This is a genomic window from Trichodesmium erythraeum IMS101 (assembly GCF_000014265.1).
Lineage (GTDB): Bacteria > Cyanobacteriota > Cyanobacteriia > Cyanobacteriales > Microcoleaceae > Trichodesmium > Trichodesmium erythraeum.
This window is the reverse complement of sequence record NC_008312.1, coordinates 2,205,758-2,227,223: the sequence shown is the minus strand read 5'-3', so window position 1 is coordinate 2,227,223 and position 21,466 is coordinate 2,205,758. Positions and strand designations below refer to the sequence as shown.

General features: G+C 31.8%; 11 protein-coding genes. 9 read left to right on the top strand and 2 right to left on the bottom strand.

What is annotated here, in order from left to right; all coding sequences use genetic code 11:
• Window positions 1–42: 42 nt before the first annotated feature.
• The 6 genes from TERY_RS06800 to TERY_RS32615 all read left to right on the top strand — a co-directional run bounded on the left by TERY_RS06800 (window position 43) and on the right by TERY_RS32615 (window position 5,904).
• Window positions 43–600: an FKBP-type peptidyl-prolyl cis-trans isomerase gene (locus TERY_RS06800; RefSeq protein WP_044137230.1), complete on the top strand. Its 558-nt coding sequence runs from the start codon at window positions 43–45 to the stop codon at window positions 598–600.
• A 488-nt stretch (window positions 601–1,088) separates the two neighbouring features.
• Window positions 1,089–1,655 carry a Uma2 family endonuclease gene (locus tag TERY_RS06795; protein WP_011611133.1) on the top strand — a complete coding sequence of 189 codons (567 nt, stop codon included), beginning with the start codon at window positions 1,089–1,091 and terminating at the stop codon, window positions 1,653–1,655.
• Window positions 1,656–2,004: 349 nt separating this feature from the next.
• Window positions 2,005–3,717, top strand: a complete 1,713-nt coding sequence (locus TERY_RS06790) for an NACHT domain-containing protein (protein WP_011611132.1) — start codon at window positions 2,005–2,007, stop codon at window positions 3,715–3,717.
• A 72-nt stretch (window positions 3,718–3,789) separates the two neighbouring features.
• Window positions 3,790–4,317: a hypothetical protein gene (locus TERY_RS30150; RefSeq protein WP_011611131.1), complete on the top strand. Its 528-nt coding sequence runs from the start codon at window positions 3,790–3,792 to the stop codon at window positions 4,315–4,317.
• Window positions 4,318–4,337: 20 nt separating this feature from the next.
• Window positions 4,338–5,480, top strand: coding sequence for a hypothetical protein (locus TERY_RS06785; protein WP_011611130.1), 1,143 nt, complete (start codon window positions 4,338–4,340; stop codon window positions 5,478–5,480).
• A gap of 280 nt (window positions 5,481–5,760) precedes the next feature.
• Window positions 5,761–5,904: a hypothetical protein gene (locus tag TERY_RS32615; protein WP_155994348.1), complete on the top strand. Its 144-nt coding sequence runs from the start codon at window positions 5,761–5,763 to the stop codon at window positions 5,902–5,904.
• A 1,093-nt stretch (window positions 5,905–6,997) separates the two neighbouring features.
• On the opposite strand, the gene TERY_RS32610 is transcribed toward TERY_RS32615, so the two are convergent.
• On the bottom strand, window positions 6,998–14,815 hold the full coding sequence (locus TERY_RS32610; protein ID WP_011611129.1) for a DnaB-like helicase C-terminal domain-containing protein: 7,818 nt from the start codon (window positions 14,813–14,815) through the stop codon (window positions 6,998–7,000).
• A gap of 352 nt (window positions 14,816–15,167) precedes the next feature.
• Here TERY_RS32610 and TERY_RS06775 point away from each other — a divergent pair, with 352 nt between their 5' ends.
• Entirely contained in the window at window positions 15,168–17,315 is a 2,148-nt protein-coding gene (locus TERY_RS06775) for a pre-peptidase C-terminal domain-containing protein (RefSeq protein WP_011611128.1), read from the top strand.
• A 188-nt stretch (window positions 17,316–17,503) separates the two neighbouring features.
• Here the strand turns inward: TERY_RS06775 and rplI are convergent, their stop codons facing one another.
• A complete protein-coding gene (gene rplI / locus TERY_RS06770) occupies window positions 17,504–17,962 on the bottom strand; it encodes a 50S ribosomal protein L9 (protein ID WP_011611127.1) in 459 nt (152 codons plus the stop codon).
• A 521-nt stretch (window positions 17,963–18,483) separates the two neighbouring features.
• On the opposite strand from rplI, the gene proX (TERY_RS06765) reads away from it, so the two are divergent.
• Together proX (TERY_RS06765) and proX (TERY_RS06760) are read left to right on the top strand one after the other, a co-directional pair.
• A complete protein-coding gene (proX, locus tag TERY_RS06765; protein ID WP_011611126.1) occupies window positions 18,484–19,494 on the top strand; it encodes a glycine betaine/L-proline ABC transporter substrate-binding protein ProX in 1,011 nt (336 codons plus the stop codon).
• A 627-nt stretch (window positions 19,495–20,121) separates the two neighbouring features.
• Window positions 20,122–21,138 (top strand): glycine betaine/L-proline ABC transporter substrate-binding protein ProX, encoded by a 1,017-nt coding sequence (gene proX / locus TERY_RS06760; protein ID WP_011611125.1) that lies wholly within the window; start codon window positions 20,122–20,124, stop codon window positions 21,136–21,138.
• The last annotated feature ends 328 nt before the right edge of the window (window positions 21,139–21,466 follow it).

Below are 21,466 nucleotides of genomic sequence, written 5' to 3'. Positions count from 1 at the left end.
CCCTTACAGTTTTTTTTGCGAGTTAAATTAGGAGGATTAATTTTGCGCGGAATTATTATTAGTTTGGGAATAGCAATAGTCTGTGGTTTGGTTTTGATTATTTCTCAAATTATAGGTTCGGGAAAAGATGTGGTTGCTTCTCAAAATACACCAGATACTATAGGTTCTACTGAAATTCAGGAGCAAGTGGCAGAAGGTACTATACTAAATCCAACAATTACAATGGCAGAAAATATTATGGCTCAAGATGATGAAAAAGTTACTACTACTGATTCTGGTCTTCAGTATGTGGACGTGGTAGAAGGAGATGGTGCTACTCCTCAAAGGGGTCAGACAGTTGTGGTTCACTATACTGGAACTTTAGAGGATGGTTCTAAGTTTGATAGTTCTCGCGATCGCAATCAACCTTTCCAATTTAAAGTTGGGGTAGGTCAAGTTATTAAGGGTTGGGATGAAGGAGTAGGTAGTATGAAAGTTGGTGGACGTCGAAAGTTGATTATACCATCGGATTTAGGGTATGGTTCCCGTGGTGCTGGTGGAGTCATACCTCCTAATGCTACTCTTATTTTTGATGTAGAATTATTGAGAATTGCTAATTGACATATTCTTGATTTTGTGCATTGGTAACAAAGCGGGATTCTTCAGTCAGGGAAGTCCTGAGGGTAGTTCTGAGGTTAGATAATATTCTCCCCCTCTGTTGATCACAACTCTACCTGCTCCCATCCTTCCTCGGGAGAAAACTTAGAGGGGTGGGTAAGTATGGTCTCTATTTAGCTCTTGACTACATCTAGGGCGGGAATGCTAAACCTCTGACAAGCTCTCATGCCATATTTCAAAAATACTGTTACAGTGTTTTAGTCTGTTGATAGGAGTATTGAGATTAATAAGCTTTTGTGCATTTAAACGACTTATTATTGTATGCCACTATGTAGAAAAAAACCTTTCTAAATTCTAAATTATAGCTTCAATAGGTTTTGGGTCTACTCTGATAATTCTTTTGCCAAAATTATAATTATTAATAGGGAATAGAGAACAATTCTCTATTCCTTTTTATATTTTTTTAATCCTTAACTAACCCTATAAATTATATGTCAAATCTCACAGTTAAAGACTTAGAAATACTGCAAGATACTCTTAATCAAGTAGGTTTAGATTATCAATTAGAATTGGATGAAGGAAAAATATTAGTGATGGGTCCGTCAGATATTATTTCTAGTGAAGTTGGCGTTCAATTAATTAGACTATTAGGCAGTTGGGTTTACCCACGTCGTCTCGGACGTTTGTTTGATTCTAGTGGTGCTTTTATCCTTCCAGATACTAACTTGAAAGTTCCTGATGTTTCTTTTGTTCGTGCACAACGTTTGAAAAAAAGTGTTCGTTATTTTGGGGAATTAACCCCAGATTTAGTAGTAGAAATTAAGTCTCAAAGTGATAGAATTAAATCTCTAAAACAGAAAATAAAAAAATATTTAGAACTAGGGGCGCAAGTAGGAATATTGATAGACCCTGATGAAGAAATAGTTATAGTTTATCGTTCTAATGGTGAAGAAATTGAGTTAAAAAATGGAGATATTTTGACTATTCCTGAATTATTTGGTGAGTGGGAATTATCTATTTTTGAACTTTGGCCACCTGTGTTTGATGAAGATGAATAAGTTTTACTATAGAGTTTCCCAAGTTAATAATACTATTTCACGGCATACATTCAAAAGTTAAAAGTTAAAAGTTAAAAGTTAAAAGTTAAAAGTTAAAAGTTACAATGTTTTCCGTTGTGACAAGGTATCGCTATGCTGGCAAGATGCCCGCAATACATGATTTTTACTATTAAGAATATATATTGTTTCCTTTTTATGTTGGCGACAGCCGAAACCTATCCTAAGCTAGGATTTAATATTCCTTGAATTAGTTATCAGTTATTCTTTATCAGTTAAATATTTTAACCTATTTTTCTCAAAACAACAAAGTAATAATTTAACTTCTGAATTATTTAATAATTAGCTTTATATGTCTAAATATAATTTATCTTATACTCAACTTTTTCGACATACCTCTAAACGACTGTTTTCGATTAGTTTATTTTTACTAACATTAACTATTCTATTGTCTTGGAATTGGATATTACCTAGTTATACTCAGACACCTAATACTAAAAACCGTGCAGTTTTAATTCAAGAAATTAAAGACTATGCCGAACGTCATGTTGAGAATGATAAGGCAATGGATAGTAGGTTAATGATTGAACTATATGAGCAAAATTATGTAGGTTTAACTACTCCAGAAATTACCAAAATTTATGAGGAAGAATACCCAAGACTCAAGGAAGCAAAAGATAGTAATCTCTGGGAAAAAATTAATGACGATCTATTTTATGGGTTGGGATGGTTTGCTGCCTTAGCACTTTTTATTGTGTTAATTTTTAAGGAAGCTATACAAGGTTGGATAACTGATTTTATTAATACTATTGGCAACTGGTTATATAATCAAATTGCTGGTTTTGAATGGTTTTGGAATTTCTCTATAAAACGCTATAAAATAGGTCTCATTAATAAACACGAACAACTAAAAATTCCTTTTCGTCCTAATCGTCCTTTGAGTCTGCAAGAAATTTATGTGGATTTGCAATTCTTGGAAAAAGCTAATAATCAACCAATTAATTTTTCTGAGATTAAAAAATATAATTGTTTGACTATTAAGGGGCAACCTGGAGCAGGAAAAACACTTTTATTAAAGTATCTTGTTCTCTCTTGGGCGAGGGAAAAATTAAATAGTTCCTCTAATGAATATGTGCCAATTTTATTAGAGTTATATCGCTTCAATGAAATAGAAATTTCTGCCCTCAACATGGAAGTTTTCAAACATAAATTAGTAGAAGCTTTGGATAGGGATGATTTTCCTAAAGCTAATTCTTTTGTGGAGCAAAGTCTGGAAAAAGGAAAATTATTTTTGTTATTGGATGGATTAGATGAAGTTAAAAGTTCCATTCGTTATCAAATTGTACAAGCTATTAATGATTTATTAGATAAGTACGATAAATGTCGAGTAATTATTACTTGTCGGGCAGCAGTTTATTACAATGATTTTGCTGAGTCTGTAGAAAAAACATTGGATCTTAAAGAATTTAGTGACAGACAAATGCGACTTTTTTTAGAAGCATGGAAATATCAAATGCCACCAGATAAATCTATCAATCAACTCATACAAACTTTGAGAGATAGACCTCTAATTATGGAGTTAGCTAGAAATCCTTTAATGTTGACAATTGTTGCTCATCTTTATACTCAAGTTAATTTTGTTTTGCCTCAGTCTCGGTCAGATTTTTATCAAGAATCTACTCATATTTTATTGAATCAATGGCAGAATAATTTTAATCAATATAAGGAGAGTGCTCATAAGCGGAGAGTGCTACAACATTTGGCTTTATTTGCTCAAGATAATGCTGGTAAACAACAAAAAAATGACCTAAGTTTAGACTATCAAATAGTCTTGGAACAAGTTCAAAAAGTTTTACCTTCTTTGAATCTCAATCCTGAAAAAGATACTCAACTAATATTAAGAGAAATTGTCGAACGTAGTGGATTATTGTTAAAAATTGAGAGGGGGGATAAATATCAATTTGCTCACTTAACTTTGCAAGAATATTTTGCAGCAGCGGCTTTGAGGGAGAAAGAAAATGAGTTAATAGAAAGGTTTAAAAATGACCCGAAACGTTGGCGATAAACGGTCAAACTTTGGTGTGGGTTTGCGGGAAATAGTACAAATTTAATAGGGGTTATTTATCAGGAAGATTCTTTGACGGCTTTTGAATGTTTAGCGGATGCTCAAGAAGTTTCTCCTGAGTTGGCGGAGAAAATTATTGAAGAGTTTAAGGAAAAATTGGGAGAAGCAAATTATGATGAAAATTTGGCTAGAGCTTTTGGAGCAGTTGCTTCTGATATTCGTCCGAGTGGTAGGGGAAAAGTTGTTTTTGAGTTCCTAGAAAATGCTTTGAATTATTCTGAAGATCTGGAAATTCGTCGGGCTTCTGTTAAGGTATTATCTAAGACAAATTTGCCACAAGCTGCGGATATTTTGTTTAGGTATTATGAGGATATTAATTTGGTAGATGCTCGTCAAGCTCTTATTAATATGGGGGATATTGCAGTCTCTTTATTGAAGGGTTTAGCGGAGAAAGGTTCGGAAATAGCAATGGGAGATTTAGTGAAAATTGGTACTCCTTATGGGAGAGAAGTTTTAAGTGATTTACTTGATCATTCTGATGAAAAGATTCAAAGGTTAGCTGCTTTAAATCTTGCGGAATTTAGGGGTTTAAATAATTAGGTTTTCTTGGAGTAGTAAATATGGCAAAAGTTGATAAGGAATTTAATTTAAAAGATTGGGAGTGGATAGCAGTTCATTTTCCGCCATCGGAAAGAGAAAGTATGGCTAAAGTGGCTTGGATTATTTGTTGTAAATGTACTCCTGAAAAAATTTATCAACGCAAGATAGACCCAAGAATAGTAATTCCTTTATGTGGGATAGTCTTGCTTGACGAAATTAATATTTTACGACTAAAAATTCATATTTTACAACTAAAAAAGTTGGAAACAGAACTTTCTGATCGCTATTACAAAATATTTGAAAGATGCGAAATATCAGAAGAATTAAAAATCAAACAAGAACATATTAATGAAATTAAAGAAGATGTTGATGGAATAATACAAGATTTTATAGATTTTGTAATTGATTTAGCTAATCCTACAGAACGATGGTTATCTCTGTTTAAAACTTTGAATATACATTTACAATTTTCCTTATTCTCTAGTCTTATCAAATATCGCCGTCCAACCCGTTATGACTGGCGTAATATTTTTTCGGATATAAAAGGTGTATTTTTAGGAGCATATTTTTCCGCATTATCTATATCAATTTTAAGCATGTTAATTTCATCAATGGTAATTAAGGTGGCTGATTTTTTTATTGAATTGATTGGTAACATGAATTTAGTTGTCTTTTATCTTATATTACTTGCAAAATTTTTATTGCTATTTTTAGGAGGTCTTTTATTTTTAGATCATGGACAAACTGTTCGGCAATTTTCCTTTATTCTAAGATGGCCACTGAGTATTTTTGTTTATACACTAGTTATTATCTATTCAATTAAATATTATAATCTAGGGCTATTCTTTATTTTTGTAATTATCTCAATAAACGTTTATGGTATATTATTAATGTTTCTGGGGAAATATGCTGTCAACAGTCTGTTAGAACTATTTAGATTAATATTTAGATTAAATGGATATATGTTGCTATTTTATGGGTTATTAACGTTTTCTTTCCCTTGGAAAACAACCTTATTAATCTGGGCAATTATGTTAATTGTTTCCTCAATTTTGTGGATTTACGCACAAAATTTAGAACGCAAAGTTCATAATCCTCTTAAGAAGATGAAGAATATTTTAAAATATAATAAATATTTCTCGGAATTTAGCAAAGCTCAATAGATTTAGCTGCTGAAGATTAGTAACTAAACAATTATTCTAAATCTGAAAATAGAATAAATATTAAAGTTCAAAAGCTGAAATTACTCCGGATGAAAATATTGCTTGATTTAACTTACTTTATCAAAATATTGAAGAGCCGATCGCTATTTATATCTTTATATCTTACTCTTTCCTTTTCTCATATTTTAACTTTCAATGTGTAGATATAAGACTGAAAATATTCATCAATTTTGTTGGGCTTCACTTTCTTCAACTCAACCTACAATTATCCGATTTTTTTATGTATGAAAGCAGCGATCGCTCTGTCATATTTCATCCTTTAGATATTCGTAATTTAAGTAGAAAGCTGATAACTAATAACTCAAAAGGCGATCGCCTGGAAACTTATTTTGTTGAACAAAAAGTCATGCATATAGGCAAGTAAGCCCCTATAACATTAATAATATCACAAAAAATCTGAGAATGGGGAGGAAAATATTTTGACCCGCTGTTTTTCTTGGAGCTCCACAGAATGAAAATCTTGGTGTTTTTTTTTGACTCTTAAGTATCTCCAACTTTTCTATGACTCGAAATTATGGTTCTGTTGGGTATCACTTGGTTCAACCCAGCCTACAATTATTTGTTTTTTTTAGCTGATAACTAATAACTGAAAAGGCGATCGCCTGGAAACTTATTTTGTTGAACAAAAAGTCATGCATATAGGCAAGTAAGCCCCTATAACATTAATAATATCACAAAAAATCTGAGAATGGGGAGGAAAATATTTTGACCCGCTGTTTTTCTTGGAGCTCCACAGAATGAAAATCTTGGTGTTTTTTTTGACTCTTAAGTATCTCCAACTTTTCTATGACTCGAAATTATGGTTCTGTTGGGTATCACTTGGTTCAACCCAGCCTACAATTAATTATTTGATTTTTTTTAGCTGATAGCTAATAACTGAAAAGGCGATCGCCTGGAAACTTATTTTGTTGAACAAAAAGTCATGTATATAGGCGAGTAACCCCCTATAACATTAATAATATCACAAAAAATCTGAGAATGGGGAGGAAAATATTTTGACCCGCTGTTTTTCTCGGAGCTCCACAGAATGAAAATCTTAGTGTTTTTTTTGACTCTTAAGTATCTCCAACTTTTCTATGACTCGAAATTATGGTTCTGTTGGGTATCACTTGGTTCAACCCAGCCTACAATTAATTATTTGATTTTTTTTAGCTGATAGCTAATAACTGAAAAGGCGATCGCCTGGAAACTTATTTTGTTGAACAAAAAGTCATGCATATAGGCAAGTAACCCCCTATAACATTAATAATATCACAAAAAATCTGAGAATGGGGAGGAAAATATTTTGACCCGCTGTTTTTCTCGGAGCTCCACAGAATGAAAATATTTGTGGCTGTTCATTGAGTCAGGATGGATAAAAAAATTAATAAGGGAAAAACAACCATTTAAAGAGCTTCCCAAAATGAAAATATTATGGATTGAGCGATCGCTCTAACCTAAAGCTGACCGCTGATAGCTTATCTTTTATCAACCGCCAAATTTCTAAACTTAGTAAACTGAGGGTCAAACAATAACTTAACCGTACCAGTCGGACCATTCCGATGCTTAGTAATAATAACCTCAGCAATACCTTGGTCGGGAGTATCTGGGGAATAATACTCATCTCGATAAAGCATAATAACTAGATCGGCATCCTGTTCAATAGAGTTATGAACAACAATCTCATTTGCCACAAAATTATGCAGACCAGGCACAGTTAAATCAAAAACCTCCGCCTCTCCATGAGGCATTATTTCGACAATTTCATCCCATTCTACATCAATTTCAGTAGACTTTTCCCACTCATGAGACTTAACTATAGACCCTAAATTTCTACCATATTTTGGCCCAAAATCACTTTGAGACAAAAAATGACCATCATACAATATTGAACATTTAAGCATTTTTTGGTTCAAAATAGCAAGAGAATCCCCAATATTCAGAGTATTTAATTGTTTCCAACCCCCCATAGAAAAGAAAGGATGATTAGCCGTTGCCCTAATCAATTTTCCTGAAGAAGTTTGCAGAGAAAAGATAGGTTTAACCCCAGTAGAAAATACTCGACTGACCATCGCCGACTCAAATTTCCAAGTATTTTCATTCAAAGCCAAAACAGCAAAATTAGAATTACCAACCAGACAAGAAATAGGAATTTTCTTACCATCAGCTAAACAAATTAGACTTTCCCCAGTCAAACAACCAGACTCTCTCAAGTCAGACATCATCGGTCTTTTATTAGTTCGAGCTTCTACACTTCTACTAAGTTGAGATAAAGCAATAATAGGCACCGAAAGTTCCCGTGCTAAACCCTTCAAATTCCTAGTTATTCTTGCTAACTCTAAAACTCTATTATCACTATTATTTCCCTCCATTAACTGTAAATAATCTAATAAAATTAATCCTAATTTCCCACCTTGTTCACTCTGAAGTTGTCTAGTTTTTGAACGAATTTCATTAACAGTAATATTAGGAGTATCATCAATAAAAATTGGCATTTCAGAAAGATTAGTAATAGCTGAAGTTAAAGGTTCCCATTCATTCTGACTAATACGCCCAGCTCGTAACCTATTACTTTCAATTCTTGCCTCACTAGCTAATAGTCTTAATACCAATTGTTCCTTAGACATTTCCAAACTAAAAATAGCAATTGGCAACTTTAGATTAGCTGCAATACTATGAGCAATATTCACAGCGAAGCTAGTATTATGTAGGCAAATATCATTAGCTACAAAATTATGAGTTTCTGGCACAGTCAGATCATATACTTGCTTTTCTCCTACTGGTTCTATAGAAACAATTTTATCCCAGAAAATATCGCTATTTTCTAATTCCTGAGTTCCAGAATTATGGGGTTGAGGTAAATCTAATTTTTCGGAGTCAAAATTTTGATTGTCTGATGGAAGGTTCTCCATATTTGCCAGAATATTTTTTCTACAGATAGTCTCAGTAGTAGTTAAGTTCTCAGAATTTTTAGGAGAATTTCTTTTGGTAGTTCTATTTTTTAGAGACTGATTTTTAGATGTGGCAAATTTGGCGAGTACATTCACTAATTCATCCCAGAAAATTAGATGATTTTCTAATTCCTGATTTCCGGAATTATGGGGTTGAGGTAAATCTAATTTTTCGGAGTCAAAATTTTGATTGTCTGATGGAAGGTTCTCCATATTTGCCAGAATATTTTTTCTACAGATAGTCTCAGTAGTAGTTAAGTTCTCAGAATTTTTAGGAGAATTTCTTTTGGTAGTTCTATTTTTTAGAGACTGATTTTTAGATGTGGCAAATTTGGCGAGTACATTCACTAATTCATCCCAGAAAATTAGATGATTTTCTAATTCCTGATTTCCGGAATTATGGGGTTGAGGTAAATCTAATTTTTCGGAGTCAAAATTTTGATTGTCTGATGGAAGGTTCTCCATATTTGCCAGAATATTTTTTCTACAGATAGTCTCAGTAGTAGTTAAGTTCTCAGAATTTTTAGGAGACTTTCCTTTGGCAGTTCTATTTTTTAGAGACTGATTTTTAGATGTGGCAAATTTGGCGAGTACATTCACTAATTCATCCCAGAAAATTAGATGATTTTCTAATTCCTGATTTCCGGAATTATGGGGTTGAGGTAAATCTAATTTTTCGGAGTCAAAATTTTGATTGTCTGATGGAAGGTTCTCCATATTTGCCAGAATATTTTTTCTACAGATAGTCTCAGTAGTAGTTAAGTTCTCAGAATTTTTAGGAGAATTTCTTTTGGTAGTTCTATTTTTTAGAGACTGATTTTTAGATGTGGCAAATTTGGCGAGTACATTCACTAATTCATCCCAGAAAATTAGATGATTTTCTAATTCCTGATTTCCGGAATTATGGGGTTGAGGTAAATCTAATTTTTCGGAGTCAAAATTTTGATTGTCTGATGGAAGGTTCTCCATATTTGCCAGAATATTTTTTCTACAGATAGTCTCAGTAGTAGTTAAGTTCTCAGAATTTTTAGGAGAATTTCTTTTGGTAGTTCTATTTTTTAGAGACTGATTTTTAGATGTGGCAAATTTGGCGAGTACATTCACTAATTCATCCCAGAAAATTAGATGATTTTCTAATTCCTGATTTCCGGAATTATGGGGTTGAGGTAAATCTAATTTTTCGGAGTCAAAATTTTGATTGTCTGATGGAAGGTTCTCCATATTTGCCAGAATATTTTTTCTACAGATAGTCTCAGTAGTAGTTAAGTTCTCAGAATTTTTAGGAGACTTTCCTTTGGCAGTTCTATTTTTTAGAGACTGATTTTTAGATGTGGCAAATTTGGCGAGTACATTCACTAATTCATCCCAGAAAATTAGATGATTTTCTAATTCCTGATTTCCGGAATTATGGGGTTGAGGTAAATCTAATTTTTCGGAGTCAAAATTTTGATTGTCTGATGGAAGGTTCTCCATATTTGCCAGAATATTTTTTCTACAGATAGTCTCAGTAGTAGTTAAGTTCTCAGAATTTTTAGGAGAATTTCTTTTGGTAGTTCTATTTTTTAGAGACTGATTTTTAGATGTGGCAAATTTGGCGAGTACATTCACTAATTCATCCCAGAAAATTAGATGATTTTCTAATTCCTGATTTCCGGAATTATGGGGTTGAGGTAAATCTAATTTTTCGGAGTCAAAATTTTGATTGTCTGATGGAAGGTTCTCCATATTTGCCAGAATATTTTTTCTACAGATAGTCTCAGTAGTAGTTAAGTTCTCAGAATTTTTAGGAGAATTTCTTTTGGTAGTTCTATTTTTTAGAGACTGATTTTTAGATGCGGCAAATTTGGCTAATACATTCACTAATTCATCCCAGAAAATTAGATGATTTTCTAATTCCTGATTTCCGGAATTATGGGGTTGAGGTAAATCTAATTTTTCGGAGTCAAAATTTTGATTGTCTGATGGAAGGTTCTCCATATTTGCCAGAATATTTTTTCTACAGATAGTCTCAGTAGTAGTTAAGTTCTCAGAATTTTTAGGAGAATTTCTTTTGGTAGTTCTATTTTTTAGAGACTGATTTTTAGATGCGGCAAATTTGGCTAATACATTCACTAATTCATCCCAGAAAATTAGATGATTTTCTAATTCCTGAGTTCCGGAATTATGGGGTTGAGGTAAATCTAATTTTTCGGAGTCAAAATTTTGATTGTCTGATGGAAGGTTCTCCATATTTGCCAGAATATTTTTTCTACAGATAGTCTCAGTAGTAGTTAAGTTCTCAGAATTTTTAGGAGAATTTCTTTTGGTAGTTCTATTTTTTAGAGACTGATTTTTAGATGCGGCAAATTTGGCTAATACATTCACTAATTCATCCCAGAAAATTAGATGATTTTCTAATTCCTGAGTTCCGGAATTATGGGGTTGAGATAAATCTAATTTTTCGGAGTCAAAATTTTGATTGTCTGATGGAAGGTTCTCCATATTTGCCAGAATATTTTTTCTACAGATAGTCTCAGTAGTAGTTAAGTTCTCAGAATTTTTAGGAGAATTTCTTTTGGTAGTTCTATTTTTTAGAGACTGATTTTTAGATGTGGCAAATTTGGCGAGTACATTCACTAATTCATCCCAGAAAATTAGATGATTTTCTAATTCCTGATTTCCGGAATTATGGGGTTGAGGTAAATCTAATTTTTCGGAGTCAAAATTTTGATTGTCTGATGGAAGGTTCTCCATATTTGCCAGAATATTTTTTCTACAGATAGTCTCAGTAGTAGTTAAGTTCTCAGAATTTTTAGGAGAATTTCTTTTGGTAGTTCTATTTTTTAGAGACTGATTTTTAGATGTGGCAAATTTGGCGAGTACATTCACTAATTCATCCCAGAAAATTAGATGATTTTCTAATTCCTGATTTCCGGAATTATGGGGTTGAGGTAAATCTAATTTTTCGGAGTCAAAATTTTGATTGTCTGATGGAAGGTTCTCCATATTTGCCAGAATATTTTTTCTACAGATAGTCTCAGTAGTAGTTAAGTTCTCAGAATTTTTAGGAGAATTTCTTTTGGTAGTTCTATTTTTTAGAGACTGATTTTTAGATGTGGCAAATTTGGCGAGTACATTCACTAATTCATCCCAGAAAATTAGATGATTTTCTAATTCCTGATTTCCGGAATTATGGGGTTGAGGTAAATCTAATTTTTCGGAGTCAAAATTTTGATTGTCTGATGGAAGGTTCTCCATATTTGCCAGAATATTTTTTCTACAGATAGTCTCAGTAGTAGTTAAGTTCTCAGAATTTTTAGGAGAATTTCTTTTGGTAGTTCTATTTTTTAGAGACTGATTTTTAGATGTGGCAAATTTGGCGAGTACATTCACTAATTCATCCCAGAAAATTAGATGATTTTCTAATTCCTGATTTCCGGAATTATGGGGTTGAGGTAAATCTAATTTTTCGGAGTCAAAATTTTGATTGTCTGATGGAAGGTTCTCCATATTTGCCAGAATATTTTTTCTACAGATAGTCTCAGTAGTAGTTAAGTTCTCAGAATTTTTAGGAGAATTTCTTTTGGTAGTTCTATTTTTTAGAGACTGATTTTTAGATGTGGCAAATTTGGCGAGTACATTCACTAATTCATCCCAGAAAATTAGATGATTTTCTAATTCCTGATTTCCGGAATTATGGGGTTGAGATAAATCTAATTTTTCGGAGTCAAAATTTTGATTGTCTGATGGAAGGTTCTCCATATTTGCCAGAATATTTTTTCTACAGATAGTCTCAGTAGTAGTTAAGTTCTCAGAATTTTTAGGAGACTTTCCTTTGGCAGTTCTATTTTTTAGAGACTGATTTTTAGATGCGGCAAATTTGGCTAATACATTCACTAATTCATCCCAGAAAATTAGATGATTTTCTAATTCCTGAGTTCCGGAATTATGGGGTTGAGATAAATCTAATTTTTCGGAGTCAAAATTTTGATTGTCTGATGGAAGGTTCTCCATATTTGCCAGAATATTTTTTCTACAGATAGTCTCAGTAGTAGTTAAGTTCTCAGAATTTTTAGGAGAATTTCTTTTGGTAGTTCTATTTTTTAGAGACTGATTTTTAGATGTGGCAAATTTGGCGAGTACATTCACTAATTCATCCCAGAAAATTAGATGATTTTCTAATTCCTGATTTCCGGAATTATGGGGTTGAGGTAAATCTAATTTTTCGGAGTCAAAATTTTGATTGTCTGATGGAAGGTTCTCCATATTTGCCAGAATATTTTTTCTACAGATAGTCTCAGTAGTAGTTAAGTTCTCAGAATTTTTAGGAGAATTTCTTTTGGTAGTTCTATTTTTTAGAGACTGATTTTTAGATGCGGCAAATTTGGCTAATACATTCACTAATTCATCCCAGAAAATTAGATGATTTTCTAATTCCTGATTTCCGGAATTATGGGGTTGAGGTAAATCTAATTTTTCGGAGTCAAAATTTTGATTGTCTGATGGAAGGTTCTCCATATTTGCCAGAATATTTTTTCTACAGATAGTCTCAGTAGTAGTTAAGTTCTCAGAATTTTTAGGAGAATTTCTTTTGGTAGTTCTATTTTTTAGAGACTGATTTTTAGATGTGGCAAATTTGGCGAGTACATTCACTAATTCATCCCAGAAAATTAGATGATTTTCTAATTCCTGATTTCCGGAATTATGGGGTTGAGATAAATCTAATTTTTCGGAGTCAAAATTTTGATTGTCTGATGGAAGGTTCTCCATATTTGCCAGAATATTTTTTCTACAGATAGTCTCAGTAGTAGTTAAGTTCTCAGAATTTTTAGGAGACTTTCCTTTGGCAGTTCTATTTTTTAGAGACTGATTTTTAGATGCGGCAAATTTGGCTAATACATTCACTAATTCATCCCAGAAAATTAGATGATTTTCTAATTCCTGATTTCCGGAATTATGGGGTTGAAGTAAATCGAATAGATAAAAATTTTTAGAATCAAAACCACCAATATCTTCCATCAAATTTTTCTGAGATAAAGCATCAGTAATTGTCAAATGCCATTTCCCATCACAATAACAATTTCTGTAGGTTGCAAATGTGAATTCCTCCCTATGTGACCTCTGACTTTTAACTTCTTTAACGACTTTTATTTTTTCAGTTCTCTTCTCTTCAAATTTTTCAATACCACTAACAATTCCAAACCTAAGCAAAATATGTTGTATTTGCCTAATCAACTTTTCACTAACTGTAGAATAACCAAAACATACTATCTTGTTCTGATATATTTTCACCCATCCATCTAAGGAAAATAGATATCTAATAAATAAAGCTAATTGGGATCTCTCTAACTGAAATACAAGAGGAAAAAGATATAAATTGTCAAAATTAATCAGGGAAGAAAACTTACTTTCTGAAATAGTTTCATTACCAAAAATATTTAACCGACGGGGTACAGCTATTTTTTCTCCAACCTGTAATTTGGATAAAGGTTTCCAACCATTAACCGTCAAAAAAGGATGAGTAATTGTGGTCTCTACAAATCTTCCTAATTTTGTGGTTACTCTAAATATAGGTTTAATTCCATCATCAATAAAAGCACTAGGTTTAGTCAAATAAAACTTGCTATTTTTTCCCAAAGTTAATAATTCTATTTCCTGCCTTTTATAAACCTCTGCTAAAGTAACTAAACTACCATCTTTTTGCAAAACTAAAGTATCATAAGCAGCACATTTTCCCATAGAAGGTCTACCTGCAACAATAATCAAATCAGACCGTTGAAAACCTCCAGTCATTGCATCCAAATCGTAAAAACCACAAGGAAGACCAGGTAAAGCAACCCCTTCATTTCTATCTTCAATTTCCTGAAAAGTATTAATTAAAGTCTCAGAAATAGGAACTAAATCTTGTTGTGGTTTATCCTGAGTCAGAGCAAAAATTTTTTGTTCTGCTTGGTCAAGAATAATTTCTAATTTAGTAGCGGTTTGAAATCCTAAATCAAAAATTTCATTTCCAGCTTGAATTAATTTTCTACGGATATATTTATCGAGAACTAAAGCTGCATATTGGTCAATATTAACTGCAGAAACTGTTCGTTCTAATAGTTGAACTATTTTGACTCGCCCACCAATTTTTTCTAATTGATTATGATCAGAAAGCCAACTGGTAACAGTCATTAAATCAGTAGGTTTGCCTTGACTATAAAGTTGGCACATTGCTTTATAAATAATTTGATGAGCTTGAATAGCAAAAAATTCTGGGTGTAACAATTCTGTGACTCGATTAATAGCTTCTGGATCAAGAAGAATACCGCCTAAAATAGCTTCTTCTGATTCAATATTTTGGGGGGGTAAGCGATCGCTCTGCATTTATCTAAGATTTACTAAAAATCATTTTGTAAGTATTCAACTATCAGCTTCATTGCTTTTAAAAGAAGAAAAAGCAATTGAGAGATTGCTAATAATTATACTATTTATCAAAAAATTTTCTACATTTTATTGACGAGGGGGTAGGAGAGCAGGGGAGAGATAAAAAAATATTATGTTTGTCTGAATATTTATCGGTTTAGTTTTCAAACTAAAGAGAAAATAGGGTTTGGATATTAAACCTCTGGAGTACACAAAAAACTGAACAAATAATTAAAATTAACCCGAGAAAAACATAATCATGATAACTTCGATGTAAAATCAATTATTTATATAATTTTGGAGGGCAAAGACAATGGATATTGAACGTGAGATAAACTCATTTTTTTCTGATTTATTCGGCACAAAAGCTGATAGTAAAAGTGATTTATTTTCACTTTCAAATCATAAGATTAATTATTTCGATTCTACTTCAGATATTACCATAAAAAATTCAACTTTAGAGGATAATATAAACTCTACTGAATATTCGCTTGGTTCTTATAATTTCCTAGGAAATGAATTAGAATCTATCTCTATTAGAGATTCTGCAAGTGTTGAAAATACAGAAGAAATTGATAAAATTACAGGTGATAATTTTGATACAAATATTCAGTTAAGAGCTGGTCAAAAGTCAGATAATAAGATTGATACTGCAACTGAAATAGATATAGTTTCTGGTGAGAAAGTTAAGATAAACGATAGAATTGGCTACAAAGAAAAGGGCAAGGTTGATAAATATGACTACTATAGTTTCGGCATATCTGAAAATATGGAAGTAAGTATTGATATGGATAAACTCCAGAAAAATGCTAATCTTCACTTATTTGATGAAAGTGGTAAAAAAGTATTGGCAAAGTCGAATAAAAGAGGTAAAAAATCAGAAAATATTACTGAATATTTAGATGCAGGAGATTATTATCTGCGGGTATCTGCTGTGGGAAATGCAAAAACTCCTTATCGCTTGATTTTAGAAAAAGTTCCTGATGATAAAAATATAGATGGAGCGAATGATTTAGGAAAATTATCTCAGAAAGAACTGAAACTTAATGATAAAATTGGCTACAAAAAAAAGGGCAAGGTTGATAAATATGACTACTATAGTTTCGGCATATCTGAAGATATGAAAGTAAATATTGAGATGGATAAACTCCAGAAAAATGCTAATCTTCACTTATTTGATGAAAGTGGTAAAAAAGTATTGGCAAAGTCGAATAAAAGAGGTAAAAAATCAGAAAATATTACTGAATATTTAGATGCAGGAGATTATTATCTGCGGGTATCTGCTGTGGGAAATGCAAAAACTCCTTATCGCTTGATTTTAGAAAACGTTCCTGATGATAAAAGTATAGATGGAGCGAATAATTTAGGAAAATTATCTCAGAAAGAACTGAAAGTTAATGATAAAATTGGCTACAGAGAAAATGGTAAACGAGATGGAATAGATTTGTATTTTTTTGAGATTAACGAAGAACAAGAAGTAGATATTAATCTGAATAAACTGAAGCAAAACTCTAATCTAAGATTAATTGATGAAGACGGTGAAACAGTTTTGGATAAATCGACTAACAAGGGTAAAAATTCAGAAAAAATTACAGAAGTTTTAGAACCAGGAATTTATTATGTAGAAGTTTATGCTCAAGGTAATGCTAAAACAAATTATGAACTTAGTTTGAGTTCTCAGGAGGTTAATACAGTTTTTCCATCGGTATTAGAAACTTATGAATCAGGTACACGAGTAGGGTTTGAAAACCGAGTTTCTTTGGAAATACCTGAAGGATGGGTTGGTAAACAAAAATCAATGTTTGAAACAATATTTGAAGGAAGATCGTTTGTTGATGGTCAGTATTTTCCATTTACACTAACCTCTACAAAGTATCCAGATGTCTATGTAGAATTAAGCGTCAGATCGAATTATTTGACAGGGCTTATACAGAACTTGGCTAATACCTGGGCAATTGACGAAACCACCTATGAACCACAAGGAAAAGCAAAGGTAAAAGGTAATCAAATTACTAATACTTATACTGCCAAAAATTCAATATCTCAAGAAAAGTATTATGTGGTTAGTACTGTAGGGCCTAATGATGAAATTGCTACTGTGACAGTGGGTGGTTCTGTTAATAAACTAAAAGACTATAAAGATATCGCAAATGATGTAGTTGAAAGTCTAGATTTTCCTGAACCTACTGACTGGGAAGAATTCTTTAGTGATCATTGGTTAGCTTACGCTCCGTATGGGAGCATATATGAAGGAATTTTCCTGGACGATGATCGTTCATTTTATCACATTTATGATTATTCAACGAATCGTTTTGGTACTTGGGATATTACTCAAAAAGATGAGCTAGTATTAAGATATGAAAATGGTGAAGAAAAGGTTGGGCAACTTGATGGTCCTAGTGTATCTAATAATATTATTTACGGTGAATTTGTTTATCAGGCGATAGAGAAAAATAGCTGATAGTTAGTGTTTTTGAGTAAGCCCTATTTAGACAAAACTTCCGCATTTTTTAGTTCTAAATACTATATATCTATAAAGTAAAAGTTGTTAGTCAACTATTAATAACGGTTAATATTTTTAATATCTAGTCAATCAGATATCAGTTATTCGTTTTGATAATTCAACCAATAACTGATAACTGATAACTATTAATGACCTACTACTTGAATTTCCACTTCAGCAATTACCTCTGGATGAAGTTTAATTTCAGCTTTGTAAAAACCAATTTTGCTAATCTCTGGTAAAGTAACACCGCGTCTATCAATTTCTTGACCTGTACTTTCCTTAATTACTTCTACTAATTCTCTATCAGTAACTGTACCAAAAATTGCATCATTTTCACCTACTTGTTTGGCAATTTTAAAGCGACCAACTGTTTCCAAAGCAGTCTTTTGAGCTAATGCTCCCTGCTTTAATTCTATTTGTCTTTGCCGCTCTTGTTCTTGACGACGTTCTACTTGTTTAAGAACACCTGGAGTAGTACGAAAAGCAATTTTATTCGGAATCAAATAGTTACGGGCATAACCAGGAGCTACATCTACAACATCTCCTGATTTTCCTAACTTGTTAACATCTTTATTCAATACTACCTGTAATTTTTTGGCCATGACTATAATTATAAATCTTTTACTGCAAATTTATATTATATCCTAATTTTAAGAATAGAATAGGAGCTGACTATAGATTAATTGAGGGTATAGTATTTCTTTTGGAAATATTAACTAGGACTAATAATAATTAGGAAATACTGGATATGATAATAGGTAACTGTATGATATCGTTCTGGGTATTTTTTCGAGCCATAAAAAATAATGATTCTGTTTGAGATATCGAAAATTATATCAAGTTATAATTAAAAGCTAAATATTCATCCATCAGCCATTAGCTATGATTTATCAATCATTAAGTTTTCGAGGAAGTAAAAAGGTGATTTTAGCTATCAATTATTAGTCTTTCATTCATATTGTTTGAGTAGCATTATGCTGTTTTTTATAGTTGAAGATTTTAAGTTAAAGCTTAATTCTAAGTTATGTTCCCTAAACTATAAAACTGATAGCTGTTTATCAACCAAAAAATTATCAGAAAATTAAATATTTAATAAATAGTAAAATTTCCCAATCAAATCGAAATGAAACAAAAAAACCTAAAAATTATCTTAGGAACAATTTTAACGAGCATATTAATAATTTTTACATCTTGTCAACAAGTTCCTAATTCTCAAACGGTAACTATTCGGACTGCCCATAGTACTTGGATAGAAGAGTCATTTCAAACTAATATTGTTAATATTGGTCTAGAAAAACTCGGGTATAAGGTCGAAGAACCAAAACAAATTGAATACACAGCTATCTATATTTCTATTGCTAATGGAGACTTAGAATATAGTACTATTTACTACCAACCATCTCATGAAAAATTCTTTGAAAAAGCTGGTGGTGAAGAAAAGTTAGAGGCAGTTGGAATTTTGACACCTGATGGGATAGCTGGATATCAAATAGACAAAAAAACAGCGGATAAATATCAAATTACTAACATTAAAGAATTAAAAAATCCAGAAATAGCCAAGCTTTTTGACTGGGATAAAAACGGTAAGGCAAATTTAGTTGGTTGTAATCCTGGTTGGGCTTGTGAGTTAAATATAGACCATCACATCGAAGCTTATGGACTAGAAAATACAGTAGAACATAGTCGAGGTCAATATAATATTCTATTAGTAGATGCTATAACTCGCTATAAACAAGGGCAACCTATTCTTTATTTTGCCTATAATCCTCATTGGATATCTGCTATCTTAAAACCAGGTAAAGATGTAGTTTGGTTAGAAGTGCCTTTTACCTCTTTACCAGATATGAGAAATATCACAAAAAAAGATACATTACTAGATGGAAAAAATATTGGTTTTTCTAGAACTCAACAGAGCATTGTGGCTAATAAAAAATTTTTAGAGTCTAACCCAGTGGCTAAAAGGTGGTTTGAATTAGTAGAAATTCCAGTTGCAGATATGAATACTGAAAGTTTACGAATTAAAGAAGGTGAAGACAAAGAAGAAGATATTTTACGTCATGCTCAAGAGTGGATAAAAAATAATCAAGAAAAATATAATAATTGGTTAGAAATAGCAAAAAAAGCAGCTAATTAAGCTGCCTGGTGAACTAAAAAAGGGATTAGGAGAAAAGATAAATAATAATTTTTTACTGTAAATTGAGGATGAGATGATACTTTGTCAAGCAATGATATTTTAATCACTTGAAGTCTTTCCACTTGAAGATATTTACTATTTTTATAATATCTTAATAATAATTTTATAAAGAGAATCTTAACTATCAGGAATTTGTTTTTTTAAGGGGTAAAATACGAAGTCATTGATATTTTGAAGTTAAGGAAATATCCAGGTTTTCCTAAAAATAGCTTAAACAAAGGATAGAGCAGAAAACAGGTAGATAAAATGTAAAATAATTAATTATTGTATAATGGTTTTATGTTATTTTTAATTTATGCTTTGTCAAAGTACGGAGCTTAACCTGATAATATGGAGATAGAACTTATTATCTTCTTAAGATAGCAGTTTTTTTTGATGACAAAAAAATTAGGTTTCAAGACTGTCCTTTTGAGGGGATGAAAAAAATACTTGCCTTATGTATTTCAAACATCTGGCTTTAGGGGCCAATAATGATAACTGAAATGACTTTCTTTTCTGATAACCAGGAACAAAATTTCTCACTACTAAATAAAATTGTTATCTTGAAGTTTATTTAATCTAAGCAAAATGAAAAAAACACCGCTAAAAATAATCTTAGGCACAATTATAACTAGCTTATTAATAATTTTTACCTCCTGTCAACAAGTACCCAATCCCTCAAGTGTCATTATTAGTAGTGCTTATAATAGTGGTTGGATAGAAGAATTATTTCAAACTGAAATTGTTAATATTGGTCTAAAACAATTAGGCTACAAAGTCAATAAACCAAAACAAAGTGATTATCCAGTAATTTATATTTCTATTGCCAATGGAGACTTAGAATACAGCACAGTTTACTATCAACCAGGGCATGAAAAATTCTTCACAAATGCTGGTGGAGAAAAAAAATTAGAGGGAGTTGGATTTTTAACACCCCCAGGAAAGCAAGGATATCAAATTGACAAAAGAACGGCAGATAAATATAATATTACTAATCTTAAACAATTAAAAGATCCAGAAATAGCCAAACTTTTTGATTCAGATAAAAATGGCAAAGCAAATTTAGTTGGTTGTAATCCTGGTTGGGCTTGTGAGTTAAATATAGACCATCAACTTGAAAAGTATGAACTGGAAGATACAGTAGAACATAATAGTGGACAATATACAGTGCTTCTGGCAGATGCTATTACTCGTTATAAGAAAGGCGAATCTATTCTCTATTATGCCTATAATCCCCACTGGATATCTGCAGTTTTAAAACCAGGGGAAGATGTAGTCTGGTTAACAGTTCCTTTCACATCTTTACCAAATAATATGGCAAGTCTAAGTGAAAAAGATACGTCAGTAGATGGAAAAAATCTTGGTTTTCCAAGAAGTAAACAGAGCATTGTGGCTAATAAAAAGTTTATAGAATCTAATCCAGTAGCTAAAAAGTGGTTTGAATTAGTAGAAATTCCAATAGCAGATATGAATAGGGAAAGTTTACGCATTAAAGAGGGTGAAGACAAAGAAGAAGATATTTTGCGTCATGCTCAAGAATGGGTAAAAAATAATCAGGAAAAATATGATACTTGGTTAAAAATTGCTAGACAAGCATCTAATTAATGACATAATTTTTGTCGTTTTGGAATTGATTTCAGTTATCATTAATTAGTCGCTTTAGCTGAAGTATTATGCTTACAATATTTATGGATGTATGGCAACTTTTTTTATTCCTGGGAAATATGATGCTTTCAAGCTAATTTTTTTGTCGATTTGGGGGTATTAGGGAACAGCAAAAAAGTAAAATAGATGAATATTAAGATGGAGTTTGCTATCCTAAAATAGGCTGTAAATATTATGTTATTTAGTTGTACTTACACATCTATTTTTTTTTAAATCCAATTTAAATGAAACCAAAATACCTAATTTTTTTTTGAGGAATAATTATAGT